22 protein-coding genes are annotated in these 24756 nt (G+C 72.3%); 13 read left to right on the forward strand and 9 right to left on the reverse strand.

Features of this window, described 5'->3' with window-relative positions; genetic code table 11:
* The gene (locus E8M80_RS03585) at positions 1-1455 is read left to right on the forward strand and encodes a GntP family permease (RefSeq protein ID WP_137124293.1); all 1455 of its coding nucleotides are present in this window, start codon (positions 1-3) and stop codon (positions 1453-1455) included.
* Between the two features lie 14 nt (positions 1456-1469).
* On the opposite strand, the gene E8M80_RS03590 is transcribed toward E8M80_RS03585, so the two are convergent.
* On the reverse strand, positions 1470-2501 hold the full coding sequence (locus E8M80_RS03590) for an AI-2E family transporter (RefSeq protein WP_170979179.1): 1032 nt from the start codon (positions 2499-2501) through the stop codon (positions 1470-1472).
* 134 nt (positions 2502-2635) lie between these two features.
* Here E8M80_RS03590 and E8M80_RS03595 point away from each other — a divergent pair, with 134 nt between their 5' ends.
* The 10 genes from E8M80_RS03595 (at position 2636) to E8M80_RS03640 (ending at position 13915) form a co-directional block, all read left to right on the forward strand.
* The gene (locus E8M80_RS03595) at positions 2636-4105 is read left to right on the forward strand and encodes a carboxylesterase (protein ID WP_137124294.1); all 1470 of its coding nucleotides are present in this window, start codon (positions 2636-2638) and stop codon (positions 4103-4105) included.
* A 221-nt stretch (positions 4106-4326) separates the two neighbouring features.
* Entirely contained in the window at positions 4327-5427 is a 1101-nt protein-coding gene (locus E8M80_RS03600; RefSeq protein WP_137124295.1) for an efflux RND transporter periplasmic adaptor subunit, read from the forward strand.
* Positions 5428-5512: 85 nt separating this feature from the next.
* Positions 5513-8578 carry an efflux RND transporter permease subunit gene (locus E8M80_RS03605; protein ID WP_137124296.1) on the forward strand — a complete coding sequence of 1022 codons (3066 nt, stop codon included), beginning with the start codon at positions 5513-5515 and terminating at the stop codon, positions 8576-8578.
* 1 nt (position 8579) lies between these two features.
* Complete coding sequence (locus E8M80_RS03610) at positions 8580-9047, forward strand: Na+/H+ antiporter subunit E (RefSeq protein WP_137124297.1); 468 nt, start codon at positions 8580-8582, stop codon at positions 9045-9047.
* Entirely contained in the window at positions 9040-9312 is a 273-nt protein-coding gene (locus tag E8M80_RS03615) for a monovalent cation/H+ antiporter complex subunit F (protein WP_137124298.1), read from the forward strand. The genes E8M80_RS03610 and E8M80_RS03615 overlap by 8 nt, the downstream gene beginning before the upstream one ends.
* The gene (locus tag E8M80_RS03620) at positions 9309-9602 is read left to right on the forward strand and encodes a monovalent cation/H(+) antiporter subunit G (RefSeq protein WP_137124299.1); all 294 of its coding nucleotides are present in this window, start codon (positions 9309-9311) and stop codon (positions 9600-9602) included. Before E8M80_RS03615 ends, E8M80_RS03620 begins: the two co-directional genes overlap by 4 nt.
* The gene (locus E8M80_RS03625) at positions 9599-10537 is read left to right on the forward strand and encodes a hydrogenase subunit MbhD domain-containing protein (protein ID WP_137124300.1); all 939 of its coding nucleotides are present in this window, start codon (positions 9599-9601) and stop codon (positions 10535-10537) included. The genes E8M80_RS03620 and E8M80_RS03625 overlap by 4 nt, the downstream gene beginning before the upstream one ends.
* Positions 10534-10821: an NADH-quinone oxidoreductase subunit K gene (locus E8M80_RS03630; RefSeq protein WP_137124301.1), complete on the forward strand. Its 288-nt coding sequence runs from the start codon at positions 10534-10536 to the stop codon at positions 10819-10821. Before E8M80_RS03625 ends, E8M80_RS03630 begins: the two co-directional genes overlap by 4 nt.
* Positions 10821-12317, forward strand: a complete 1497-nt coding sequence (locus tag E8M80_RS03635; protein WP_137124302.1) for a complex I subunit 5 family protein — start codon at positions 10821-10823, stop codon at positions 12315-12317. The genes E8M80_RS03630 and E8M80_RS03635 overlap by 1 nt, the downstream gene beginning before the upstream one ends.
* Entirely contained in the window at positions 12314-13915 is a 1602-nt protein-coding gene (locus E8M80_RS03640) for a complex I subunit 5 family protein (protein WP_137124303.1), read from the forward strand. Before E8M80_RS03635 ends, E8M80_RS03640 begins: the two co-directional genes overlap by 4 nt.
* 9 nt (positions 13916-13924) lie before the next feature.
* Here E8M80_RS03640 and E8M80_RS03645 read toward each other — a convergent pair whose 3' ends face one another.
* The 5 genes from E8M80_RS03645 to glsA are packed head-to-tail and all read right to left on the reverse strand — an operon-like array spanning position 13925 to position 19169.
* Positions 13925-14923: a lipid A deacylase LpxR family protein gene (locus E8M80_RS03645; RefSeq protein WP_137124304.1), complete on the reverse strand. Its 999-nt coding sequence runs from the start codon at positions 14921-14923 to the stop codon at positions 13925-13927.
* Positions 14920-15438 (reverse strand): DUF1269 domain-containing protein, encoded by a 519-nt coding sequence (locus E8M80_RS03650; RefSeq protein WP_137124305.1) that lies wholly within the window; start codon positions 15436-15438, stop codon positions 14920-14922. Before E8M80_RS03650 ends, E8M80_RS03645 begins: the two co-directional genes overlap by 4 nt.
* A gap of 38 nt (positions 15439-15476) precedes the next feature.
* A complete protein-coding gene (locus E8M80_RS03655) occupies positions 15477-16460 on the reverse strand; it encodes an asparaginase (RefSeq protein WP_137124306.1) in 984 nt (327 codons plus the stop codon).
* On the reverse strand, positions 16457-18115 hold the full coding sequence (locus E8M80_RS03660) for an MFS transporter (RefSeq protein ID WP_137124307.1): 1659 nt from the start codon (positions 18113-18115) through the stop codon (positions 16457-16459). The genes E8M80_RS03655 and E8M80_RS03660 overlap by 4 nt, the downstream gene beginning before the upstream one ends.
* 49 nt (positions 18116-18164) lie before the next feature.
* Entirely contained in the window at positions 18165-19169 is a 1005-nt protein-coding gene (glsA, locus tag E8M80_RS03665; protein WP_137124308.1) for a glutaminase A, read from the reverse strand.
* Positions 19170-19437: 268 nt separating this feature from the next.
* Here glsA and E8M80_RS03670 point away from each other — a divergent pair, with 268 nt between their 5' ends.
* The gene (locus E8M80_RS03670; RefSeq protein ID WP_137124309.1) at positions 19438-20535 is read left to right on the forward strand and encodes a helix-turn-helix domain-containing protein; all 1098 of its coding nucleotides are present in this window, start codon (positions 19438-19440) and stop codon (positions 20533-20535) included.
* A gap of 394 nt (positions 20536-20929) precedes the next feature.
* Here the strand turns inward: E8M80_RS03670 and E8M80_RS03675 are convergent, their stop codons facing one another.
* Positions 20930-21916, reverse strand: a complete 987-nt coding sequence (locus E8M80_RS03675; RefSeq protein WP_206035562.1) for a tripartite tricarboxylate transporter substrate binding protein — start codon at positions 21914-21916, stop codon at positions 20930-20932.
* A 187-nt stretch (positions 21917-22103) separates the two neighbouring features.
* Between E8M80_RS03675 and E8M80_RS03680 the strand changes: the two genes are divergently transcribed.
* The gene (locus tag E8M80_RS03680; protein ID WP_137124310.1) at positions 22104-22853 is read left to right on the forward strand and encodes an aspartate/glutamate racemase family protein; all 750 of its coding nucleotides are present in this window, start codon (positions 22104-22106) and stop codon (positions 22851-22853) included.
* Here E8M80_RS03680 and E8M80_RS03685 read toward each other — a convergent pair whose 3' ends face one another.
* Both E8M80_RS03685 and E8M80_RS26490 read right to left on the reverse strand, forming a co-directional pair.
* Positions 22854-23687, reverse strand: coding sequence for a flagellin (locus tag E8M80_RS03685; protein ID WP_137124311.1), 834 nt, complete (start codon positions 23685-23687; stop codon positions 22854-22856).
* A 166-nt stretch (positions 23688-23853) separates the two neighbouring features.
* Positions 23854-24651 carry a cold-shock protein gene (locus E8M80_RS26490; protein WP_137124312.1) on the reverse strand — a complete coding sequence of 266 codons (798 nt, stop codon included), beginning with the start codon at positions 24649-24651 and terminating at the stop codon, positions 23854-23856.
* Positions 24652-24756 lie beyond the last annotated feature (105 nt).

Below are 24756 nucleotides of genomic sequence, written 5' to 3' on the forward strand. Positions count from 1 at the left end.
ATGGGACTGATCGGAATCCTCGCGGGTCTCGCGGTCCTCGTCTGGCTGGCCTATCGCGGCTGGTCCGTGCTGCTGCTGGCCCCGGCGGCGGCACTGATCGCGGCCGCCTTCGCGGGCGAACCGCTGCTCGCGCACTGGACGCAGACCTTCATGGGCAGCGCCGGGCGGTTCGTCGCGCAGTTCTTTCCGCTGTTCCTGCTGGGCGCGCTGTTCGGCAAGCTCATGGAGGACAGCGGGTCGGTCAACGCCATCGCCGCCTTCATGACCGAGAAGCTCGGCGCCGAGCGCGCGGTGCTGGCCGTCGTGCTGGCCGGCGCCATCGTGACCTACGGCGGCGTCAGCCTGTTCGTCGCGTATTTCGTGCTGGCCCCCATGGCGACCGCGCTGTTCCGCGCCGCCGCCATCCCGCGCCGGCTGATGCCGGCCGCGATCATTGTGGGCTCCTCCACCTTCACCATGTCGGCGCTGCCGGGCACGCCGGCCATCCCGAACACCATCCCGATGCCCTTCTTCGGCACCACGCCCTTCGCGGCGCCGGGGCTTGGCATCATCGCCTCGGCCGTGATGCTCGGCATCGGCCTCTGGTGGCTCGGCCGGGCCGAGGCCGCCGCGCGTGCCCGCGGCGAGGGGTTCGGCGACGAACGCGCCGTCAGCGCCGACGATGTCGTGGACGACCCCCTGATCCGCGAGCGTGCCGTGACCGCCCGCGAATTCGACCCGGCCGAGATCCACCGCAGCGAACCGACGGAGCGCATGCCCGGCATCGCCGCCGCCGCCGCACCCCTGGTGGTGGTGGTGGTCGTGAACCTGCTGATGTCCTTCGTCGTGCTGCCCCGCGTCGATGCCGCCTTCCTGGCCGAGCCGCGCTGGGGGGGCACGACGCTCTCGGCCGTGGCCGGCGTCTGGGCGGTCGCGACGGCGCTGGCCGCCGCCATCGTGGCGCTGCTGGCGCTGAACGGGCGGCGCATCCCGTCGCTCCGCGCAACCATGGATGCCGGCGCTAATGCCGCGGTGCTGCCGATCTTCAGCGTGGCCAGCCTGGTCGGCTTCGGCGCGGTCGTCGCCGCCATGCCGGCCTTCGAGGCCGTGCGGGACTGGGTACTCGGCATCGGCGGCGGGCCGCTCGTCTCGCTCGCGGTCGCGACCAACGTGCTGGCGGCGCTGACGGGCTCGGCCTCGGGCGGGCTCACCATCGCGCTGGAGGCGCTGGGGCCGACCTTCATGGCGCTGGCCGCAGCCGAGGGGATCGACCCCGGCCTGCTGCACAGGATCGCCGTGATCGGCGCCGGCACGCTCGACATCCTGCCGCACAACGGCGCGGTCATCACGCTGCTCGCGGTCTGCGGCTGCACCCACCGCGAGAGCTACATGGACATCGTGGTGGTGGGCATCGGCGGGTCGCTCGCGGCGCTCGTCGTGGTCATCCTGCTGGGCGGGATGGTCGGGTCCTTCTGATGGCGGGCGCGCCTTTACCCGTCTTCCGGCACGCGCCCCGACAGCAGCCGCGCGACCCAGCGGCTGCCCTCGAACTGTTCGCACAGCGTCAGGACCGCGATCAGCACCGGCACGCCGATGAAGGCCCCCGGGATGCCCCAGAGGAAGGCGCCGAGGAAGACCGCGACCAGCACCATGAAGGGCGAGACGGCGAAGCGCGCCCCGGTCAGCCGCGGCTCGAGGTAGGAGCCGATCAGGAACTGGATTACCTGCAGCGCGGCGAAGATCGTCACCACCGCCTGCCAGGATCCGAACTGCAGCAGCCCGACCGCGGTCGGGAAGATGGTCGCGATCAGCGGCCCGATGAACGGGATGTAGTTGAGCACGAAGGCGATGACGCCCCATTCCGCCGCGAGGTCCAGCCCCATGTAGCGGGCGAAGGCCCAGACCGCGACGCCGGTCAGCACGCTGGCGAGCGTGCGCACGCCCATGTAGACGCGCAGCTTCTGGCCCGTCGCCGCGAGGCCCGCGACGACGCGCCGCGCGCCGGGCTTGCCTTCCATCCGTTCGAGTTGCGCCGACGCCTGCCGCACTTCCAGCAGGCCGAGGATGACGAAGACCGCCGTCACCACCGCGAAGCTGATGATGCCCTGCATCTGCGCGAGCACGCCCTGGGCGATGCGCACCAGGAAGCGCACGTCGAACTGTTCCGCCAGCGCGCCCGCGGCCGCGATTCCCTGGTCGTCGAGCCACGCGAGCTTCGCGGCATAGAGCGCCTGCAGCCGCGCCGCATTGGCCACCACCCATTCCGCGACGCGCCCGAAGCCCCAGGCGATGGCAAGCGCCAGCCCGGCCACGACGACCAGCGTCACGAGCACCGTCGCGACCACCGCAACCCCGGCCGGCAGCCGCGACTGCACGGCGCGCTGGACCGGCCAGACCAGCGCGATCACGAACAGCGCGAAGACGATGGGGGCGAAGATGGCCTGGCCCGCCTGCAGCGCGGCAGCGACAAGCACCGCCGCGCAGAGGCCGAGCATGGTGCGCGTTCCGCCGTCGCCGATCATTCCTGCCCGCCCTGCCGTCCGGTGTCGCCTCCGCCACCCTCCGACGCGCCGCCGCACCGTGCAAGACTGGTGCGCCGGCGGCCGGGCCGCCCCGCGTCCCGGCGGGACGCCGGGCACAGCATGAGGAGCTGACGATGCTGTCCTTCTCACGCCGGATGCTGCTGCGCGGCGGTGCGGCCGTGCTTGCGCTGCTGCTGGTCGTGCTCGGGCTGCGCATCTACGACGTGCAGCGCGGCCCGCCGCTCGGGCCTTGGCATACCTTCGTGCCCGAGGAACTGCCGCGCGCGGCGATCGACGCCGCCGACTGGCCGGTCTACCTGGCGGCGGAGGACGCCATCCTCCGCACCGTGCGGACCGAGGTCACGGACCAGCTGGAACGCGCGGACCGGGTCAGGGCGAACCGCTACTACGCGGGGAGCCCGGTCAACCCGATGCGCTTCGCGCAGGACTGGAATCGCTCCTTCGTGCTGGAACCCGCGGGGCCGGTGCGCGGCGCGGCGGTCTTCCTTCATGGCCTGACCGACGCCCCCTTCAGCCTGCGCCACCTGGCCGAGGCGTATCGCGCGCGGGGCTTCGCGGCCGTCGCCATCCGCATGCCGGGGCACGGCACGGTGCCAGCGGGACTGATCAGCGCGGCGTGGGAAGACTGGATGGCCGCGACGCGGCTCGCGGTGCGCGAGGCTCGGCGCCGCACGGGGCCCAACGCTCCCCTCCACCTGGTCGGCTATTCGAACGGTGGCGCGCTGGCGCTCATGCACGCGCTGGACGCGATCGACGACCCGGCCTTGCCGCGGGCGGACCGGATCGTGCTGCTCTCCCCCATGGTGGGGGTCACGGCCTTCGCACGCTTCGCCGGCATCGCCGCCCTGCCCGCGCTCCTGCCGCGTTTCGCCAAGACCGCCTGGCTCGACCTCCAGCCCGAATTCAACCCGTTCAAGTACAATTCCTTCCCGGTCAACGCGGCGCGCCAGACGCACCGGCTGACGGCGGCCCTGCAGGCGCGGCTCGACCGGCTCGCGGCGGCGGGGCGGCTCGGCGGGCTGCCGCCGGTCCTGACGTTCCAGTCGGTGGTGGATGCGACCGTCTCGACGCCTGCCGTGCTCTCGCACCTCTATGCCCGGCTGCCGGCCAATGGCAGCGAGATCGTGCTGTTCGACCTCAACCGCAACACGCGGTTCGGACCTCTGTTCGGCGCGACCGATGCCTCGGTCGCGGCGCTGGAGCGGCTGCTGCCGCCGGCGCCGCGCGCCTTCGCCGTCACCCTGCTGGCCAACGCCGCACCGACCACGGTGGAGACCGTCGCGCGGCGCGTTGCGGCCGACGCGACGGAGGAGGATGTGGCGCCGCTTGGACTCGCCTGGCCGCGGGACATCTTCTCGCTCTCCCATGTCGCGCTGCCCTTCCCGCCACGGGACGGGCTCTACGGCGCCGAGCCCGACCCGGTCGAGAATTTCGGCGTGCGCCTCGGGGCCATCGCGATTCGCGGCGAGCGGGGCGTCCTGGCGGTCGGGCTCGAGAGCCTGTCCCGCGTCACCTCCAACCCGTTCTTTCCCTACCTGATCGGCCGCGTGACCGAGGGCTTGCCCGGCGTGGCGCAACCGTGACGGGCGTTTGGGACGCGTCGTGCAGGCAGGGGACGAGCGGCCCATCACGGCGGCAGGCCGGCACCCTAGTCTCGCGCCCAATGCGCGTACCGTCGCCGGAATGCCCGCCACGTCCCGAGGCCCGTGCCGGGCGAAGTTCCGCTTCCGGTTCGCTTCATGGCCCGGGCATGTTGCCAGGCCGTCGCCACCAGGACCCTCTGCCCCCGACCCGGGATCCCGCCATGCCGCCCCTGCCCATCCTCGCCAAGCCCCTCGCCCTGCCGCTCGTCCTTGTGCTGGCTCTCGGCGCGCTGGCCGCCTGCGACGGCGGTCCGCCGCCGGCGCCCCCCGAGATCCGGCCGGTCCGTGTCGCGACGGTGGAGCGCAGCACCGGCGGCGAGGTCGTCTCGCTGACCGGCACGGTGCAGGCCGAGACCGAAGTGAATCTTGCCTTCCGCATCGACGGACGCATGGTCGAGAGGCTGGTCAATGTCGGCGACGCGGTGCGCCCGGGGCAGGTCGTGGCGCGGCTCAACCGCGACAACGAGGAGAACAACCTGCGTGCCGCCCAGGCCTCCCTGACCGCGGCCCGCGGACAACTCACCGAGGCCTCCAACAACTATTGGCGCCAGTCCGAATTGCTGCGCGACGGCTGGACCACCCGCGTGCGCTTCGACCAGGCGGCGCAGGCGCGCCAGACGGCGCAGGCCGCCGTCGATGCCGCCGTGGCCCAGGTCGGCATCGCCGAGACGCGGCTGTCCTACACCGAACTCGTGAGCGACGTGGATGGCCGCGTCACCGCCCGCGGCGCCGAGCCCGGTGAGGTCGTGCAGCCCGGCCGCATGATCGTGCAGGTGGCGCGCGACGAGGGCCGCGATGCGGTATTCGATGTGCCCCCCACGCTGAAGGACCAGACCCCGGCCAACCCGGTGATCGAGGTGCTGCTCACCACCGACCCGAATGTCCGCACCACCGGCCGCGTGCGCGAGGTGGCGCCGCGCGCCGACCCTGTGACAGGCACCTTCCAGGTCCGCGTGGGCCTGGTCGAACCGCCGGCGGCGATGCGGCTCGGCTCCACCGTCACCGGGCGGATGACGCTCGGCGCCAGCGCGGGCTACGCCATTCCGGCTTCGGCACTGACCCGCGCCGATCGCCAGCCGGCCGTCTGGGTGGTCGACCCGCGCACCGAGACGGTGGCGGTACGCACCGTCGAGCTGGTTCGCCACGACGCCGGCCACGTGGTGGTGGGCCAGGGGCTCGAGGCGGGCGAGGTGATCGTCACGGCGGGCGTTCAGGCGCTGCGACCGGGGCAGAAGGTGCGCCTGCTGGGCGTCGCGCGATGATCGCGCGCATTAGAGAAAGTCGCGCGATGATCGCGCGCAGTGGAGGAAGTCGCGCGATGACCGCGCGCGTGAAGGACGTCGCACGATGATCGGGCCGAACCTCTCGGCCTGGTCGATCGGCAACCGCTCGCTCGTCGTCTATTTCATGATCGTGGCGCTGGTCGCCGGCGCCTTCGCCTTCGTCAAGCTCGGCCGCAACGAGGACCCGGCCTTCACCTTCCGCACCATGGTGGTCTCCGCCGTCTGGCCGGGTGCCTCGGTCGAGGAGACCATCCTGCAGGTGACGGAGCGCCTGGAGCGCACGCTGCAGGAAACGCCGAACCTCGACAGGCTGCGCTCCTACACCGTCGCGGGGCAGACCACGATCTTCGTCGACCTCAAGGGCACGACGCCGCCCGCGGTGGTGCCGGACACGTGGTACCAGGTGCGCCGGCGCGTGGCCGACATGCGCCACACCCTGCCCCAGGGCGTGCTCGGCCCCTTCTTCAACGATGATTTCGGCGACACCTTCGGCATCATCTACGGCTTCACCGCCGACGGCTTCACCCAGCGCGAACTGCGCGACTTCGTCGAGGATGCCCGGTCCCGCCTGCTGCTGGTGCCCGATGTCTCGAAGGTCGAGATCCTGGGCGCGCAGGACGAACGCATCTTCATCGAGTTCTCGACCGAGCGCCTGGCCGGGCTCGGACTGAACTACGGCGCGCTGGTCGCCGCGCTGCAGGCGCAGAACCTGGTGCGCCCCGCCGGGGTGATCGAGACCGGGCAGGAACGCCTGGCGGTGCGCGTCTCAGGCGCCTTCGAGAACGAGGCGGACATCCTCGCGGTCAACTTCGTGATCGGCGAGCGCATCTTCCGACTGGGCGACCTCGCGCAGGTGCGCCGCGGCACGGCCGATCCGCCGCAGCCGATGTTCCGGGTGAACGGGACGCCCGCCATCGGCCTCGCGGTCGCGATGCGCGCCGCCGGCGACATCCTGGCGCTGGGCCAGAACATCAAGGCGGAGATGGCGAGGATCCGCGCCGAACTGCCGATCGGCATCGAGCCCATCCTGGTGGCCGACCAGGCGGTCACGGTTGACGAGGCGATCGGCGACTTCACCGAAAGCCTGTGGCAGGCGATCCTGATCATCATGGCGGTGTCGTTCCTGGCGCTCGGCATGCGCGCGGGCGCGGTGGTGGCGCTATCGATCCCGCTGACGCTCGCCATTGTCTTCCCGCTGATGTCGGTGTTCGGCATCGACCTGCAGCGCATCTCCCTTGGCGCGCTGATCATCGCGCTGACGCTGCTGGTCGATGATGCGATGACCACCATCGACGCCATGATCCGCCGCCTGTCGGCGGGCGACACCAAGGAAAAGGCGGCCACCTTCGCCTATTCCTCGCTGGCGTCGTCGATGCTGACCGGCACGCTGGTGACCATCGCGGGGTTCCTGCCGATCGGCTTCGCGCAATCCTCGGCCGGCGAATACACCTTCTCGATCTTCGCGGTGGTCGCCATCGCGCTGATCGTGTCGTGGTTCGTCGCCGTCGTCTTCGCGCCGCTGCTCGGGATGGCCATCCTGAAGGCGCCCGCCGGCGGGGCGGAACCGGCGCAGCCCGGGCGGCTGATGCGCGGCTACGTTGCCTTCCTGTCGCTGGCAATGCGCGCCAAGTGGATCACGATCGGCATCACGGTCGCAGTGTTCGGCCTTGCGATCTTCGCCTCCCAATTCGTGCCGCGGCAGTTCTTCCCCTCCTCCGACCGCACCGAATTGCTGGTCGACGTGACGCTGCCGCAGAACGCATCGATCTTCGCGAGCGAACAGGCGGCGCTGCGGCTCGATGCCGCGCTGGCCGCGGACCCGGATGTCGCGCGCTGGTCGACCTATGTCGGGCGTGGCGCCATCCGCTTCTACCTGCCGCTGAACGTGCAGCTGGCGCTGCCCTTCTTCTCGCAGGTGGTGGTGGTGGCGAAGGACCTGCCAGGGCGCGAACGCCTGCAGCAGCGGCTCGAGACGCTGCTGGCCGAGGAATTCCCAGCCGCGGTCTCGCGCGTCTATCCGCTCGAGCTCGGCCCACCGGTCGGCTGGCCGGTCCAGTACCGCGTCAACGGCCCCGACATCGAGCGCGTGCGCGACATCGCGCAGGAGGTGGCGGGCATGATGGCCGCGGCGCGCGGCGCCCGGCAGGTCCATTTCGACTGGATGGAGCCGGCGCGCGAGATGCGCGTGCGCGTCGACCAGGACCAGGCGCGCCTGCTCGGCCTGTCGTCCGCGCAGGTGGCCGCGGCGCTCAACGCCGCCGTCACCGGCACCACGGTCACGCAGCTGCGCGACGACATCTACCTTATCCCGGTGATCGCGCGCGCCACGGCCGAGCAGCGCCTGTCGCTCGACACGCTGCGTGAGATCCAGGTGCCGCTGCCCGGCGGGCGGACGGTGCCGCTGACGCAGCTCGCCCGCTTCGAATACGCGCAGGAATTCCCGCTGATCTGGCGGCGGAACCGCGTGCCCACGCTGACCGTGCGCGCCGACGTCAACCCCGGCGTGCTGCCCGACAGCGTGGTGGCGCAACTCACGCCGCAGATCGCCGCGCTGAACGCGCGGCTGGAAGCACCCTATCGCGTCGACCTCGGCGGCATCGCGGAGGAGAGCGCCTACAGCCAGGCGAGCGTGCTGGCGGTGGTGCCGATGATGCTGGTGCTGATGCTGACGCTGCTGATGTTCCAGCTGGTGTCGTTCCGCCGCCTCGGCCTGGTGCTGGCGCTGCTGCCGCTCGGCATCATCGGCGTGGTGCTGGCGCTGCTGGCCTTCGGCCGGCCGCTGGGGTTCGTCGCGATCCTGGGCATCCTCTCGCTGCTCGGCATGATCGCGAAGAACGCCATCATCCTGATCATCCAGATCGAGACCGACCGGGCGGAGGGACGCGAGGTGCGGGAGGCCGTCGTCGCCGCCGCCTCGTCGCGCCTGCGGCCGATGATGCTGACCGCGCTGTCGACCATTCTGGGGCTGATCCCGATCGCGCCCACGGTGTTCTGGGGGCCCATGGCCTTCGCCATCATGGGCGGGCTGCTGGTGGCCACGCTGCTGACGCTGGTCTTCCTGCCGACGCTCTATGTCGCCGTCTTCGGCGGCCGCCCGCCGGCCCGCGCGGCCGCGGCGACCGAGGCGTGACATGGCGGCGGCGGCGGCGCTCCGCTTCGCCATGCTGCTGCTTTTCTGGCTCGCCATCGCGGGCACGGCGGCGCTGCCGGTCGGGCTGATCGCGGCGGCGCTCGGGACCGCGGCCAGTCTGCAGCTCATGCCGCCGGCGCGGTTGCGCCCACGCCCGGCGGCGCTTGCCCTGCTGGTCTTGCGGTTCCCGTGGCAGGCGCTGCGCGCCGGCCTCGCGGTCGCGAGGATTGCGCTCGACCCGCGCGCCGCCCCGCGCCCGGGAACGATCGAGTGGACGCCGCGACTGCCGCCGGGCACGGCGCGCGACGCCTTCCTCGCCTATGCAAGCCTGCTGCCCGGAACACTGCCCGCGGGCGGGCTCGCTGGCGGCGCCGTCCTCATCCATGCGCTCGAGGCCGAGGGCGCGGTGGCGGAGGCCATGACGGCGGAGGAGGCGCGCTTCGCCCGCGCCTTCGGCCTCGATGGCTGAGGCGCTCGGAGCCGCGGCGTTGCTCGTGCTGGCGACGGTCGTGGCCGGATTGGCGCGCGTCCTGCGCGGGCCGGGCATCGCGGATCGCGTCATGGCGGCGCAGCTGCTCGGCACGGGCGGCATCGCCGTGCTGCTCCTGCTCGGCGCGGCGACCGGGACGCCGGGGCTGACGGATGCGGCGTTGACGCTGGCGCTGCTCGCGGCCTTCGCCACCGTAGCACTGGCACGCGGCGCGCCCGGCGAGGACGGGGACCCGCCAGCATGACCCTGCTGCTCGATGCCTTCACCGTGGCCGCGGTGCTGGCCGGCCTGCTGTTCTTCGTGGCCGGCACGGCGGGGCTGCTCCGCTTTCCGGACACGGCAAGCCGCCTGCATGCGCTGACCAAGGCGGATCATCTCGGCCTCGGGCTCATCGTGCTGGGCCTGGCGGCGCAGGCGGAAAGCGCGGGCGGCGTCCTGCGCCTGTTCGCGGTCTGGGCGCTGGTGCTGCTGTCGAGCGCGGCCTCCGGCCCGATCCTCGCGCGGCTGGCGCGGCGCGGGGGGGCGGGCGGATGACCGCCGGGCATCTCGCAGACCTGCTGATCGCGGCAGCGATCCTGGCGCTCGCGCTCGGGGTGGTGCTGGCCCGGCAGGTCTTCACCGCGGTCGCGCTGTTTGTCGCCTTCGGGCTGCTGATGGGCTTCGCCTGGGTGCGCCTCGAGGCGCTGGACGTGGCGCTGACCGAGGCGGCGATCGGGGCGGGACTTTCGGGCCTGCTGCTGCTCGGCGCGGCGCGGCGGCTTGCCCGGACGGGCGCGCCAGTCGATGAGAAGCCGCCGAGGCGCGCGCAGGTCGTGGCTATCGGGATCGCCTGCGCCACCGTCACGGCCGCGCTCGGCGCCGCCATCCTGGCGCTGCCGGATCCTGCGCCGAGCCTCGCGCCGATGGTGGTGGCGAGCCTCCCGGCGCTCGACCTCGGCAACCCCGTGACGGGCGTGCTGATGGGCTTCCGCGCGCTCGACACGCTGCTGGAGGCCGCGGTCCTGGCGCTCGCGGTCATCGGCATCTGGGCCCTGACGCCGAACCGCGCCTGGGGCGGCGCGCCGGGATGGACGCAGCCGCGCGCGACGGAAGGGCCGCTCGCGCTGCTCGCGCGGCTGCTGCCGCCGTTCGGCATCGTCGTGGCCGCGCATGTCCTCTGGGTCGGCGCGGATGCGCCGGGGGGGAAGTTCCAGGCGGCGGCGATCCTGGCGGCGATGTGGCTGCTGCCCTGGATGGCGGGGCTCGCCGCGCCGCCGCCGACGGGCGCGGCCTGGCTGCGCGCCGCGGTCGCCGTGGGGCCGCTCGCCTTCATCCTGGCGGGGTTCGGCGGGCTGCTACTCGAAGGCGCCTTCCTCGCCTATGCGCCGGGTGCTGCGAAGGCGACGATCCTGGCGGTGGAGGTGGTGCTGACGGGCTCGATCGCGGTCGCGCTGGCGCTGCTGGTGCTCGGCCCCGCGGTGGCGCGATGACGGCCACCGTCTTCGGCCTGCTCGGCGCCGCGCTGGTCGGCATCGGCCTGTTCGGCCTGCTGGCGAGGCCGGAGCCGCTGCTGCGAATCCTGGCCTTCAACCTGCTGGGCGGCGGCGTCTTCCTCGTGTTCGGCGCCGTCGCACGGCGCGGCGCGGCCGCCGGGCTCGCGGCCGACCCCGTGCCGCAGGCGATCGTGCTGACCGGCATCGTCGTCGCCTTCGCCGCCACGACGCTGGCCGTCGCGCTGGTGCTGCGCCTGGCCGAGGCCGAGGACCGGCCCTGATGCCGCCCGACGGGGCGACGCCATGGGGCTTCCTGCCCCTGCTCGCGGTCATGCTCCCGGTCGCGGGCATGGTCGCTGCGCTGCCGCTCGGCGCGCGGTGGGCGGAACGGCTGGCGCTGGCGCTCATGCCCGTGGGGCTGCTGCTCGCGCTCGGCACCGCCGTCGCGGTGCAGGCCGCGGGTGCGCCGCTCTGGCATGCGCTCGGGCACTGGGCGCCGCCGCTCGGCCTGGCGCTCAGGGCGGATGGGCTCTCGGCGGCGATGCTGCTGGCGGCTGCGGTCGTGATCGGTGCGACCGCGGTCTTCGCACGCGCGCAGTTCGGCACGCCGGCGGGCGCGCCCGAGGCGCGCGCCGCCTTCGCCTTCTGGCCGCTGCTGCTCGGCATCTGGGGCGCGACCAACCTGGCGCTGGTCGCGAACGACCTCTTCACCGCCTATGTCGCGCTCGAACTGCTGACCTTCGCGGCGATGCCGCTGGTGGCGCTCGACGGCCGGCGGGAGACGCTGGCCGCGGCGCTGCGCTACCTGATGTTCGCGCTGCTGGGCTCGGTCCTCTACCTGCTGGGCGCGGCGCTGCTCTATGGCGTGGCGGGCACGCTCGATGTCGTGCTGCTGGCCGGGCGCGTCGACGGCAGCCTGCCGGTCGTCGTCGCCGCGGCGCTGATGACGGCGGGGCTGCTCGCCAAGACCGCGCTGCTGCCGCTGCATCTCTGGCTGCCGCCCGCCCATGCGGGCGCGCCCGCCGCGGGCAGCGCAGTGCTCTCGGCGCTGGTCGTGAAGGGCTCCTTCGTGCTGCTGCTGCGGCTCTGGTACGGCGTGCTGGCCGGCATCCCGGGGCCGGCGGCGGGGCAGTTGCTGGCCGCGCTCGGCGCCGCGGCCATCCTGCTCGGCAGCGTCGCGGCGCTGGCTCAGCCGCGCCTCAAGCTGCTGGTCGCCTACTCGACCGTCGCGCAGATCGGATACCTGTTCCTGATGTTCCCGCTGATGGCGGCGATGCCGGACACCGAGACCGCGGCCAAGGCCTGGACCGGCGGCATCCTGCAGGCGGTTTCGCATGCGCTGGCCAAGGCGGCGATGTTCCTGGCCGTCGGCCTCATGGCCGCGCGGATCGGGCATGATCGGCTGGATGGCCTGGCCGGGGCCGGTCGCGCCGCGCCGGTGCCGCTGCTGACCTTCGGCCTGGCCGGGTTGACGCTGATGGGCGTGCCACCGTCCGGCGGCTTCGCGGCCAAGTGGTTGCTGCTGAGCGCGGCGATCGAGGGCGGGCAGTGGTGGTGGGCGCTCGTGATCCTCGCGGGCGGGCTGCTGACCGGCGGCTACGTGTATCGCGTGCTGGCGGCGGGGCTCGCCGGCGGCGGCGCGGGCCCGCCCGCCCCGCGCGCCGCCGCGCCCGAGGCGATCGCGCTTGGCCTCGCGATCCTGTCCGTGCTGCTCGGCCTCGTGCCGCTGGCGGCCTTCGGCCTCGTGCAGGTCGGGCGCATGGACATGCTGCCGTGACCGCGCTGCTGCTGGCCGCGACACCGGCGGCGCCGCTGCTGCTGCTGGCGGCGCTGGCCGTGCCGCGGCTGCGCGCGCGGGCGACCGGGCTGCTGTGGCTGGCACCGCTGCCCGGGCTCGCCTGCGCGCTTCTCGCGGCAGGCGGGGCGCCGCTCTTGTTCTATCCGCGCCTGTCGCTGACGCTCTCGCTCGACGGGCCGTCGGCGCTGCTGCTCGGCGCGGCGTCGCTGCTCTGGCTCGCGGCATCCGTCTATGCGCGCGCCTACATGCCGCCGGACGGGCTGGTGCGCTTCGCCGCCTGGTGGCTCCCGACCATGGCGGGCAGCCTCGGCGTGTTCGTCGCGGGCGACCTCGTCTCCTTCTATCTCGTCTTCGCGCTGGCGAGCCTTCCCGCCTGGGGCCTCGTCATCCACGACCGGACGGCGCGCGCGTGGTCGGCCGGCGCGACTTACCTGATGCTGACCGTGCTGGGCGAGGCCGCGCTCCTGGCTGCCTTCGCGCTCCTGGCGGCGTCGGCGCCGGGGGAGACGCTCGCGATCGCGGAGGTGCTGCCCCACCTCGCCGCGGCGCCGCTGCGCGATGTGACGATCGGGCTGCTCGTTCTCGGCTTCGGCCTGAAGGCGGGGCTGGTGCCGCTGCATGTCTGGCTGCCGCTGGCGCATCCGGCCGCCCCCATGCCGGCCTCGGCGGTGCTGAGCGGGGCCATCATCAAGGCGGGCGTCATCGGGCTGGTCCGGTTCCTGCCGCCGGGCGCGACACCCGTGGGCTGGGGCGAAGCCCTGGTCGTGATCGGCTTCGCGACGGCCTTCTGGGGCGTTGCGGCCGGCGTGACGCAGCGCAACCCCAAGACCGTGCTGGCCTATTCGAGTGTCAGCCAGATGGGCGTCGTCGCCGCGGCCATCGGCATGGGCATCGTGCTCGGCCTCGCCACGACGCCGGCCTCGGCAGCGTTCTACGCGCTGCACCACGTGCTGGCGAAGGGGGCGCTGTTCCTCGCCGTCGGCGTCGCGGCCACCTGCGGCGGGCGGGCGCGCGCCTGGGTGCTCCTGCCCGCCATCGTGCTCGCGCTCGGCTTCGGCGGCATGCCGCTGACCGGTGGATGGCTGGCCAAGGAAGCGGTGAAGCCCGAACTCGGCGGCGGCATCGCGGGCATGCTGTCGGCGGCCTCGGCCGCGGGCTCGACGCTGCTCATGCTGCATTTCGTGCGCCGCCTGGCGGCGGGCTCCGCGGCGGAGGACGCGGCGCGCCCCGCCCCTGCCCTGCTGCTGCCGTGGCTCGGCATGGCGGCGGCGGCGCTGCTGCTGCCCTGGGCGCTGGCGCCTGGCGCGGCGCCGCTCGATGCCGGTTCGATCGCGAAGGCGCTGTGGCCGGTGCTGGCCGGCGCTGCGCTGTTCGCCCTGCTGGTGCGCTGGGGCGCATCGCTTCCGGTGGTGCCCGAAGGCGACGTTATCCTGCTCGCCCGGCGCGTCCTGCATGGGCTGGCGCCGACCGGGCCGGCGCTCATGCGGGCCGAGCAGGCGCTGCGGGCCTGGCCTGTCGCTGGGCTTGCGCTGCTGCTGCTGGCGCTGCTGCTCGGCCTTGCGATGGCGGCGGCCTGAAAATCACCGTCAGAAGCGGAAGGACAGGCTGGCCGACCCGTATTGCGCGGTGTTGCGCTGCGTCTCGAATTCCCGGGACCTGGCGGTATAGGCGAGGGTCAGGCGTGCGAAGGGCATGATGAACGCAAGGCCCGCGCTCACGTCGCCCACGAGCGGCTCCCGGTCCACGCTGCGGCTGTCGCGCCAGGTGTTGCCGTCGAGGAAGATGTCCTGCGCGACCGCGCGCCCTTCCAACGCGCCGAAGACATACCAGCCCCAGCGCCCGTCCGGCTGGTAGAAGGCCGAGCCCGCTACCGAGGGGCGCATCCGGGGCGGGCCGAAATCCGCCTCCAGCTCGGTGCCGAACCTGACCATGACCCCCGCGCCGGCATAGGTCTGCACATTGCCCAGGCTCGCCAAGACCGTCGGCACGATGCCGAGGGCGATGTCGTCCCAGACCGGGTCGGAGTTGAAGCGCCACTGGCGCGTCAGGATCAGGTTCACGCCCGGCTCGTCCTTGAGCTGGTAGTCCCAGCCATAGGCGCGGTCGATGTTGAGGAAGTCGTGGACGTTGTTCTGCGTCTGCTCGCCGAGCGCGGAAGGCCCGACCACGCCGAGCTGCAGTTCGATGCTGCCGTAGTCCCGGGCGGTGTAGGAGGCGAGGTTGATTGCGCCGTAGAGCCAGCCGGCATAGGGCCGGTCCAGCGGGTCGGGATTGCGGCGGTCGGTATCGGCCGGCGTGAAGATGTTCTGCCCGAAGGCGAGGCCCCAGCGCGGCGTGCCGCCGGTCGGGAAGATCAGGCTCGGCCGGTCGGTCAGGAAGGCGAGCCAGGCCGGCGGGTCGTAGGAGGAAGACCGCCACGCGAACTGGAAGCCGCTCGTGTAGTAGCGGTCGGTGCCGGCCAGGAGGTCGTTCTCGTAGGTGAAGCTCCAGGTGCCGCGATCGTCGCCGCGCACGCGCTCCTCGGCGCGTGCGGGCATGGTCGCCAGGGCGACGAGAAGCGCGGCCGCCGGAACGCCGCGCCTCATGCCGGCGTCGCGGCTCCGCGGGCGGCGTCCTGCGCGGTGGCCAGCGCCTCGCGCAGCGCGGCTTCCTTCGTCTCATCGAAGGAGGACCGCATCACCTTGCCCCCGATGCCGCGGAACTCGGCCAGCACCTTGTCGCCCGTCACCTTGCGGATGAGCAGGAACAATGCGGCGTGGCCGGATTCGAGCGTCGCCGCGACATCCTTCATGAAGGCGTCGTTGATGCCGACATCGGTTAGCTTGCCGCTGAGCGCCCCCGCTCCCGCGCCGAGCGCGGTACCGACCAGTGGCATCAGGAACAGCATGCCGATCAGCGTGCCCCAGAGCGCGCCAGAGGCCGCGCCCATCGCGGTTGGGTTGAACACCTGGTTGAGCTTGACCGTGCCGTCCGGCCCCTTCACCGCGACAACCGCGTCGCCGAGCTCGATCAGGTATTCCTTCTGCATGCCGAGCAGGCGCGTGCGCACTTCCTCCGCCTGTGCCTCGGTGGGGAAGGAGACGACGAGAAGATCCGCCATGATGGTGCCTCTTGTACGGTTGGTGCCGATGGTGCCGGCTAGTTGTAGGGAACGAAGGCCGCCGCGGCCGCGGCCTGCCCCGCGCCGCCGCGCAGCGCCAGCCCGAGCAGCAGCCGCGCCTTGAGCCCGGACAGCAGGCCGGCGGGGACTACGCCGCGACGCAGCAGGTCGATCTCGCCCCCGGCATAGCCGTAGGTCCGGGTGAAGACAGGGCCCGCCGGCGGACGGGCGGCCAGCACCACCGGCATGCGTGCGGCGAGGTCCCCGAGCGCCTCGGCGGCGCCGGCCGGCACGTGGCCCGCGCCCATGCCCTCGATCACGGCGCCGGCATAGCCGAGCCCCGGCAGCGCGCCGAGCAGCCTGCCGTCGTCGCCCATGCCCCAGCGCAGCAGGGCGACCTGCCGCAGCGGGCCGCCATGGGCCGGCAGCGTCGGCAGCCGCGCCACGCGCGCGAGAAGCCGCGGGCGGCCCTCGGCCACGACGCCGATGGGCCCCAGCGCCGGGGAGGCGAAGGCCGATGGCAGCGCGGTGTGGGACTTCTGCACGAAGCGCGCCGCATGGATGTCGTAGTTCAGCACCACGAGGGTTCCGAGCCCGCGCGCCTCCGCGCTGGCCGCGACGCGCGCGGCGGCAAGCAGGTTGGCCGGCCCGTCCGCACCCGGCGCATCGGCGCCCCGCATCGCCCCGGTCACGACGACCGGTCGGTCGCCTGGCACCAGCAGGTCTAGCAGGAAGGCGGATTCCTCGATCGTGTCGGTGCCCTGGACGACGACGGCGCCGTCCGCGCCGGCGGCGAAGGCATCCTCGATCCGCCGCGCGACATCCAGGATGTGATCCGGCGTGAGGGAGGGGCTCGGCAGGCGCGCGGGGCTGGCGGCCTCGATCTCGGCCACCTCCGCGAGCGCCGGCACGGCGGCCACGAGGTCCGCCGCGCCGAGGGTCGGCGCGATGCCGCCTGCCTCCGTCGGCAGCATCGTGATCGTGCCGCCGAGGGAGAGGACAAGGAGGCGCTTCCGGCTCACGCAGCCGGCTCCTCCCGTCGTGCGGCGGGGCCCCGCGGCTGGATGCCGTCCGGGATCTCGCCCGGCCGGTAGGCCGGCAGCCGGCTTGCGGGGATGATGGCCAGCGCCGCGACCACGGCCATGATCAGGAGGCCGATCTTGAGCGCCTGCAGGCGCGCCTCGGTGTTGACGCGCACCGCCTCGGCCACCTGCTCGGGCGCGGCGCCCGTTCGCTCCATGATGCCGAGCAGCCGGTCGTTCGAGACGAAGTTGATGCTGTCGAGGTCGATCTGCGACACGATCACGGGCGGCAGCTGCGGGTTCTCCGCGATGCGGTACATGATGCCGGCGGACAGCAGCCCGACCAGCAGCGCGCCGGCCACCGCCGTGCCGACGCCGGCCGCGAGGTTCTGCGTCGTGCCACGGAGCGACCCGACATCGCCGGCCAGTTCCTTGGGCGCGGCCGTCACCAGCACGTTGAACACCAGCGTCACCAGCGCGCCCTGGCCCACGCCGAAGGTGATGAGGCCGAGCATCACCGGCACGGCCGACCAATCGTTGCGCACCACCCAGGCCAGCCAGAGCAGCCCCACGACGCAGAGCGCGAAGCCGCCCTGCGCGATGCGCCGCGGCGGGACCTTGTCGTAGAGCCGCACCACCAGCATGGCGGTGAAGAAGACCGTGAGGTTGAAGGGCATCATCGCGATCGCTGTCTCGATCGGCGTGCGGCCCTGCACGATCTGGATATAGAGGGGCACGGAGAAGTTCAGCATGGCCTCGAGCGAGACCACGGTGAACATGGCATAGACCGCGGCGCGTTCCTCGGCCGAGGTGATGACGCGCAGGTCGAGCAGCGGCGTGCCGCCCTTCTCGGCCACCCGGCGGCACCAGCGGATGAAGACCTGCAGCAGGATCGCGCCGGTCACGATCATCAGCGGCGCGGGCGACATGCCGAGGACGTCGAAGGGCGCGCCCGGCCGCGCGACGCCGAGGCCCCAGCGGTTCAGGTTGTTGAAGCCGAACACCACCAGGATGATGGCGGCCGCGGCGAGCACGACGCCGACGACGTCGATCCTGACCTCGGGCCGCGCGTCCTCGGGCTTCAGCCTGAACGACAGCCAGAGCACCACGCCGGATGCCACGACAAGGATGCCGAAGACCGGCCGCCAACCGACGAAGGTGCTGAGCAGGCCGCCGATCAGGAAGGCCGCGACGCCGGCCGCCGCGCGCGCGGAGCCAAGCGCGCCGACGGCGGTCGCCTGCTGCGCCCCGCGATAGTGGTGCGCGATCAGCGCCACGAGCGCAGGCACGATCACCGCGGCGGCGAGGCCCGCCAGGAGCTGCGCGGACAGCATCACGACCGCCGCCGGCGCGACCACCATCAGCACCTGCGCGAAGGCGAAGACCGCGATCACGGCCCGGAACACCTGCGTCGAGCCGAAGCGCTGCACGAGCTTCGCCCCCAGCATCACGAAGCCCGCGACCGAGAGCGAGTACATCACGATGCCGGTCGCGATGGTGGTCGGCGGCACGCCGAAGGACGCGACCATGCCGGAGAGCGAGACCGGGAGCGCCGCGACATTGAACGACATCAGCATCTGGCCGAGCGCGATCGCGATCATCGGCACCCAGGATTCGCGGGCGTCGCCGGGCGGCGCGGTGGCTGTGCTGCTCATTCTCTCGTCTCCCTGCGACTGTGCCGGCCGCGCCGCCGTCCGGCGCGGATCATGCCTCCGGGCGGGAGGCGAAGAGGTTGAGCCCGAGCCGCTCCGACAGGAAGCGCGTCACGAGCTGCCCGCGCACGCTGTTCCCCGCGGCGTCGAGCGGCGGCGAGAACACGCCGAGCCCACCCTTGCCGGGCGCGATCGTCACGATGCCGCCCGCGACGCCGCTTTTCCCGGGCAGCCCGATCTCGTAGAGCCAGTCGCCCGACTGCTCGTAAAGGCCGGCCGTCGCCATGACGGCCAGGACGCGGCGGCAGCGGTCCGCATCCACCACGCGTTCCTTCGTGACCGGGTTCACGCCGCCATCGGCCAGCGTGGCGCCCATGACCGCGAGGTCGCGCGCCGTGACGGCCAGCGCACATTGGCGCGTGTAGATGTCGGTCGCCTCGTCCGGGTCGGAATACATCCGGCCATAGCCCTCCAGCAGGCGGGCAATCCCCTGGTTGCGCTGGTTCGTGGCCGCCTCCGAGGCGTAGACCTCCTCGTCCACCGCGAGGTCGCGGCCGGCGAAGCGCGACAGGCCCTCCTGGATGAAGCGCCAGCGTTCCTCGGCATTGGCGCCGGGGGCGAGGCTCGTGGTCGCGATCGCCCCGGCATTGACCATGGGGTTCATGGTGCGGTCGGCGTTGAGCTCGATCGCCATGACCGAGTTGAAGGGCAGGCCGGTGGCGTTCACGCCGACCGCCGCCCGGGCGCGGCCGCCGCCCAGCGCCTGGCAGACCAGGGCGAAGACGAAGGGCTTCGAGATGCTCTGGATCGAGAAGGCTCGGTCCGCGTCGCCGGTGGCGAAGACGCCGCCATTCACGCCGGCGACGCAGATCCCGAACCAGTCAGGCCGCGCGGCGGCGAGGGCGGGGATATAGTCGGCCACGCTGCCCTCGGCGACGTCCCGGTAGCGCGCATGGGCTTCCTCCGCCAGGGCGGCGACCGCCACGGCATCCGGAAGGGAGCCCGTGGAGACGATTGCCGGGCCGAGGGGTTCGTCCGCATGGAGGCGGTCATGCATCGCAGGCTGGCCCCTTGTGGCGCGATGGAAGCACCGCCCCGCCGCCGTGAAGGTCACGGCGCGGCCGGGCGACCCCGATCTGGTCGAGCATGACGCAGGCTAACAGGCGGCCGGGCCGGGCGAACCCGCAGAGCGTCCCTGCCCTGGGCAAAGCGTATCAATCCTCGCATCCGGCACGGCCCAGCGTGTAAGACCCGTCCGTCGGCGGCTCGATGCTAGGCCGGAGCGGTTCGGCCGGGCCGATCATTCAACCTGGGGAAGAAAACGCATGACGGCGATCAGCGGCGCGCCACCTGCGCGTTCCCCCGACCTCCGCGCCACGCCGGCGACCTTGCCGGCGCAGGACGCTCCGAGGGCGGTCCGCCCCGTCGTCTTTTCGACCAAAGGCCTCCCCGCCTCCCAGCAATTCGAGGCGTGGCGGGAACAATGCGCGCCGGTGCTCGACATGGAGCCCATGCCGGGCCAGCAGGACGGCTACGCGGCGATGCACCGGGTGTGGAAACTCGGCGCCATGGCGCTCAGCCACGTCCATGCGGCGCCCGCGCGCTTCCATCGCTCGGCGCGACACATCCGCCGGGATTCCATTGACCACTGGATCATTTCCTACGTCCGCACCGGCAGCCAGACGATCCGCGCCGGCACCAGCGTGACGGCGACATCGCCGCGGTCCCCGCACATCCTGGCCATGCACGAGCCCCTGGAAGGCCAGCGGGAGACCGTCGAATGGCTGGCGCTGTTCGTCTCGCGGGACCTGTTTCCGGAATTGGCCCCCATGATCGACGCCGCGACCGGACGGCCGATCGACGGCGCCCTCGGAGGGCTGTTCGGCAGCTACCTGGACCGCCTCGTCGATGTCATGCCCTTGATGACGGAAGCCGAGTTGCCGCGCGCCGCCGAGGCCACCCGCGCGATGATCGCGGCCTGCGTCGCGCCAAGCGGGGCGACCCAGGAAGCCGCGCGCACGCACATGGAGAGCACGCGCCTCGCCAGGCTGCGCGGGATCATCCGGCAGAACCTGCGCTCGCCGACGCTCGCGCCCCGGCGGCTCTGCAGCCTCGGCGGCGTCTCCCGGTCGCAGCTCTACCGGCTGTTCGAGCCTTTGGGCGGGGTCGCCCGGTACATCCAGGCGGAGCGGCTGCGCCACATCCACCGGGCGCTCTGCGAGCCGTCGGACAGGCGCGACATCGTACGGATCGCCGAAGACCACGGCTTCTACGATGCCTCGACCTTCAGCCGGGCCTTCCGGCGCGAATTCGGTGCAACGCCGACCGAGGTGCGGCGCGCGGCGCAAGCCGGCGAACGCAACGCACCGATCCGGCAGGCGGCTGCCGCGCATGGCTTCACCGAGATCCTGCGGACGCTTTAGCGGAAGGGCGCAGGTCGAGACCTCACGACCCCCGCCGCAAAGATGCCTGCGGGCGAAGGCGGAGCTCCGCCGCCCTCCACCGGAGAAACGTCCGACCGGACGGAACCGCGGCACGGCCCCTCCCCCCGATCGGACACGAGCGGCTTCGGTGCCTCAGTTTTCCGGCGCCAGCAATCCGATCAGATGCTCCCACCTGATCGGATGCTGTTCCGGGTCATGCCAGCGGTCGAATGCTTCGACCTCTGGCATTCGCTTTTTCGTGCCCTCAGGCGCGTCGTGCCGAAGGCACGCCTGCGGCGTGACGCGGAACCCTCCGGGCTCCTTGGCGTTCGCCGGACTGCCGGCGGGCCGCATTCGCGGCCCCGGCGCGAGTCAAAGTCTCGTGCCGTTCGTATCAGTCGACCGTCGCGCCCGAGCGGCGCACCACCTCGGCCCAGCGCGCCACGTCGCGCGCCATGATCTCGCGGAACTGCTCGGGGCTGTTCGGCGCCGCGGGCGGGCTGATCGCCTGGTTCTGCACCAGCCATTCGCGGAAATCGGGCGCCGAGATGATGCGGTTCACCTCCGTGTTCATCCGCCGCACGATCGGCTCCGGAAGGTTGGCCGGCCCGAACAGGGCGTACCAGGTGCTGGTGTCGATCGGCTCGATGCCGCAGGCCTCGGCGGCGGTCGGGACGTCGGGCAGCGCTGCGAGCCGCTGCGGTGTCATCACCGCCAGCGCGCGCACCTGGCCCTGGCGGATCGGGCCCATCGCCGCGCCGGTCTGGTTGAAGAAGACATCCGTGTCCCCCGCGAGCAGCGCCGCGATGGCCCCGGGCTGGCCGCGATAGGGCACGTGCAGCATCTCGACGGATGCCGCGTTCTGGAAGATGACGCCGGCGAGGTGCGTGGACGCGCCATTGCCCGTGGAGCCGAAGGTCACCGCCTGTGCGCGAGCGCGCGCCGCCGTCAGGAAATCCTGGCAGGTGCGGAAGTTCGGCCGCTTCTCGGGGTTCACGATCATGACGTTCGGCACGTCGCCCAGCAGCACGACCGGGGTGAAGTCCTGCGTCACGTTGTAGGAGAGCCGGCGGTAGAGCGCGGCATTGATCGCATGCGTGCCGGCGGTGCCGAAGTAGAAGATGTAGCCGTCGGCCGGCTGCCGCGCGACATGCTCGGCGCCGATGGTGCCGCCCGCGCCCGAGCGGTTGTCCACCACCACGGGCTGCCCGAGCGCGCGGGAGAGCGGTTCCGCGAGGCGCCGCGCATAGATGTCGGTGCCGGCGCCGTTCGGGAAGCCGCCCATGATGGTGATGGGGCGGCTTGGCCAGGCGCCTTGCGCCAACGCAGGCAGCGCGGCGCTTGCGGCAATGGCCGCGGCGATCAACGTACGCTTCATCATGGTCCCGGTCTCCTTGGCAGGGTCGTGGCGGTTTCTGGGTGGGCCCGCTGGGCCTGCATCATCGTATTCCGCTTCGGCGAAATCGGCACCAGGCCGCATCGCACCGTGGCCGCCCTGCGACGGCATCCTGGACTGGCAGCGGGTGGGCCACTGCGCGTCAGGCGGAAAACGCTGTAGCCTTCCCCGGATGAACGACGCCTCCCCTGCCCCGGGCCTCGCGCGGATCGCGCGCGGCGGGAAGACCGTCTATGGCGCGAGCCTCGGCGTGATCATGCTCGAGACGCGGTTTCCCCGCATACCGGGCGACATCGGCAACGGCGAGAGCTGGCCCTTTCCCGTGCTGTTCCGCACCGTGCCCGGCGCCACGGCCAGGCGCGTGGTGCTCGAAGGCGCCCACGGCCTGCTGCCGGACTTCATCGCCGCGGCGCAGGACCTGGTGGCGCTGGGCGCGGATGCCATCACCACCTCCTGCGGCTTCCTCGTGGTTTTCCAGAAGGAGATCGCGGCAGCGGTCGGCGTGCCGGTGGCGACCTCGGCGCTGCTGCAGGTGCCCTGGGTGGAGGCGCTGCTGCCCTCCGGCCGGCGCGTCGGCGTCATCACCGCGAGCCGCCCTTCCCTGTCGTCGGCGCATTTCGCCGCGGCGGGCATGGCAGCGGACACGCCGGTCATCGGCATCGAAGGCGGGCGCGAGCTCTATCGCGTGCTGGTGACGGGGGAGAAGCCGGACCTCGACGCGGCGGCGGCCGAGCAGGACATCCTGGATGCCGGACGCGCGCTGGTCGCCGCGCACCCCGAGGTCGGCGCGATCGTCCTGGAATGCACGAACATGCCGCCCTATGCCGCCGCGCTGCAGGACGCGCTCGGCCTGCCGGTGCACGACGTTCTCTCGCTCGGCCGCTGGCTCCAGGCGGGGCTGAGGCCGCGCCGCTTCGCCTGATCAGCCCTGGAACAGGCTGAGGAGCGACTGCGGCGCCTGGTTGGCGATGGAGAGCGACTGCGTGCCAAGCTGCTGGCGGATCTGCAGCGCCTGCAGGCGCGCGGATTCCTTGGCAAGGTCGGCGTCGATCAGCGCGCCGAGGCCGGATTCCAGCGCATCCAGCTTGTCGCGGTTGTAGCCGATCTGCGCATCCACGTAGCGGCTGTCGGAGCCGTACTGGTTCAGCGCGTTGGCGATGACCGTGTTGATCAGGCCCCAATCCCCGCCGGCGGCCAGCGCCGCCTGAGCGCCCGCGGCATCCGTCGGCGCGGTGGCGACGACCATCGTGCCGAGCCCGTCCACGGAGGTCAGCGTGTAGGTCGTGCCGGCCTCGTTGCGGGTGGTGACGATGTCGCCGCCTTCGGGCGGGGTCGTCGAGAGCAGCGTGCGGCCGTTGTACGTACTGTCGGTGATGAAGTTCTCGATCTGCGTGCGGAGCGCGCCGTACTGCGCTTCGTACTGGGCGCGCTGGTCCGCGTTCAGCGTGTCGTCGGCCAGGCGGACCAGCGTCTCGCGCACCTTGATCATGGTGTCGGAGACCTTGCGCAGGCCGGCGAGCGCCGTGTCGAGCACGCCCTTCACGCCGCCCAGCTGCTCGTTCGCGGCGGTGAGGCCCGCGACGTCGGCCCGCACTGACTGCGCCACCGCGAAGGCCGCACCGTCGTCCTTGGCATCGGAGACGCGATAACCGGTGGAGACGCGCTTCTGCGTGGTGTTCAGCGCCTCATTCGTGCGGTTCAGCGACTGCAGCGTCACCATGGCGCCGAGATTCGTGTTCACGGAATTGAGGCTCATGGGGGTTTTCCCTTCACGCTGGCGGGATATTCCCGCCGTCGCCCCACTGTGGCGGGCGAAGGTGAAGGGATTGCTAATCGCGCGGTGGAAAAACGCAGATGCCGCAAAAAAGAATGGCCCCGCAGCCTGGCGGCGGCGGGGCCCGTTCGGACGATCCCGTGCGGGATCAGTCCTTCATGTTCACGGCCTGGCGGCCGCGCTGGCCATCGCGCACCTCGAGGGATACCTTCTCGCCCTGCTGCACGTCCTGCTTGCCGGCGCGCTGCAGCACCGAGGAATGCAGGAACACGTCCTGGCCGCCGTCTTCCGGCGTCACGAAGCCGAAGCCGCGGACCTGGTCGAACCACTTCACCGTGCCGCTGACATCGTAGGTAGGCCCGCCTTCGTCGCGGCCGAAGTCGCGCCGCGGGGGACGGTCGCCGAAGTCGCGCCGGGGCGGGCGGTCACCAAACCCACCGCCGGCACCGCCGGCGCCGAAGCCGCCGCCACCGAAGCCACCGCCACCGCCGAAGTCACGGCGCGGGGGGGGACGGTCGCCGAAGTCGCGCCGGGGTGGGCGGTCACCGAATCCGCCGCCGCCGCCGCCGAAACCGCCACCGCCGCCGAAGTCACGGCGCGGGGGGGGACGGTCGCCGAAGTCGCGCCGCGGGGGACGGTCGCCGAAGCCACCGCCGCCACCGAAGTCACGGCGCGGCGGGCGCGCACCGGCACCGCCACCTTCGCCACGCTTAAGTTCGACGATCCGGGTCACGAGGCGGCGGCCCTGGCGGTCCGTTCCGATCTCGCAGACGAGCTTGTCACCCGTGTCGGGCGGCTCGATTCCCGCCTCGGTCAGGGCCGAGGCATGGAAGAAGACATCGTTGCCGTCGGGTCCAAGGACGAAGCCGAAGCCCTTACGACCATTGTACCACTTCACCTCGGCCTCGATGGGACCGGAGCCACCCTGGGTATCGAATTCAGACACGTTCCTGCAGATCCACACAAAACAGGCGATCCTGCGGGATGCAGGGCCGCTGAATGGCAGAATGGCACCACGCCGAACCGAAAGCGAGAGAAATCCGGATGGCGG

The sequence above is a fragment of the Roseomonas sp. HF4 genome, from assembly GCF_005222755.1.
Lineage (GTDB): Bacteria > Pseudomonadota > Alphaproteobacteria > Acetobacterales > Acetobacteraceae > Neoroseomonas.

What these genes read in the sequence shown, in the direction of transcription:
- E8M80_RS03605 (WP_137124296.1), top strand. Translation starts at nt 5,513, where the DNA reads ATGATCGGGCCGAACCTCTCGGCCTGGTCGATCGGCAACCGCTCGCTC.
- E8M80_RS03585 (WP_137124293.1), top strand. Translation starts at nt 1, where the DNA reads ATGGGACTGATCGGAATCCTCGCGGGTCTCGCGGTCCTCGTCTGGCTG.
- E8M80_RS03675 (WP_206035562.1), bottom strand. Translation starts at nt 21,916, where the DNA reads ATGATGAAGCGTACGTTGATCGCCGCGGCCATTGCCGCAAGCGCCGCG.
- E8M80_RS03615 (WP_137124298.1), top strand. Translation starts at nt 9,040, where the DNA reads ATGGCTGAGGCGCTCGGAGCCGCGGCGTTGCTCGTGCTGGCGACGGTC.
- E8M80_RS03595 (WP_137124294.1), top strand. Translation starts at nt 2,636, where the DNA reads ATGCTGTCCTTCTCACGCCGGATGCTGCTGCGCGGCGGTGCGGCCGTG.
- E8M80_RS03645 (WP_137124304.1), bottom strand. Translation starts at nt 14,923, where the DNA reads ATGAGGCGCGGCGTTCCGGCGGCCGCGCTTCTCGTCGCCCTGGCGACC.
- E8M80_RS03625 (WP_137124300.1), top strand. Translation starts at nt 9,599, where the DNA reads ATGACCGCCGGGCATCTCGCAGACCTGCTGATCGCGGCAGCGATCCTG.
- E8M80_RS03620 (WP_137124299.1), top strand. Translation starts at nt 9,309, where the DNA reads ATGACCCTGCTGCTCGATGCCTTCACCGTGGCCGCGGTGCTGGCCGGC.
- E8M80_RS03630 (WP_137124301.1), top strand. Translation starts at nt 10,534, where the DNA reads ATGACGGCCACCGTCTTCGGCCTGCTCGGCGCCGCGCTGGTCGGCATC.
- E8M80_RS03650 (WP_137124305.1), bottom strand. Translation starts at nt 15,438, where the DNA reads ATGGCGGATCTTCTCGTCGTCTCCTTCCCCACCGAGGCACAGGCGGAG.
- E8M80_RS03685 (WP_137124311.1), bottom strand. Translation starts at nt 23,687, where the DNA reads ATGAGCCTCAATTCCGTGAACACGAATCTCGGCGCCATGGTGACGCTG.
- E8M80_RS03670 (WP_137124309.1), top strand. Translation starts at nt 19,438, where the DNA reads ATGACGGCGATCAGCGGCGCGCCACCTGCGCGTTCCCCCGACCTCCGC.
- glsA (WP_137124308.1), bottom strand. Translation starts at nt 19,169, where the DNA reads ATGCATGACCGCCTCCATGCGGACGAACCCCTCGGCCCGGCAATCGTC.
- E8M80_RS03635 (WP_137124302.1), top strand. Translation starts at nt 10,821, where the DNA reads ATGCCGCCCGACGGGGCGACGCCATGGGGCTTCCTGCCCCTGCTCGCG.
- E8M80_RS03600 (WP_137124295.1), top strand. Translation starts at nt 4,327, where the DNA reads ATGCCGCCCCTGCCCATCCTCGCCAAGCCCCTCGCCCTGCCGCTCGTC.
- E8M80_RS03680 (WP_137124310.1), top strand. Translation starts at nt 22,104, where the DNA reads ATGAACGACGCCTCCCCTGCCCCGGGCCTCGCGCGGATCGCGCGCGGC.
- E8M80_RS03660 (WP_137124307.1), bottom strand. Translation starts at nt 18,115, where the DNA reads ATGAGCAGCACAGCCACCGCGCCGCCCGGCGACGCCCGCGAATCCTGG.
- E8M80_RS03610 (WP_137124297.1), top strand. Translation starts at nt 8,580, where the DNA reads ATGGCGGCGGCGGCGGCGCTCCGCTTCGCCATGCTGCTGCTTTTCTGG.
- E8M80_RS03590 (WP_170979179.1), bottom strand. Translation starts at nt 2,501, where the DNA reads ATGATCGGCGACGGCGGAACGCGCACCATGCTCGGCCTCTGCGCGGCG.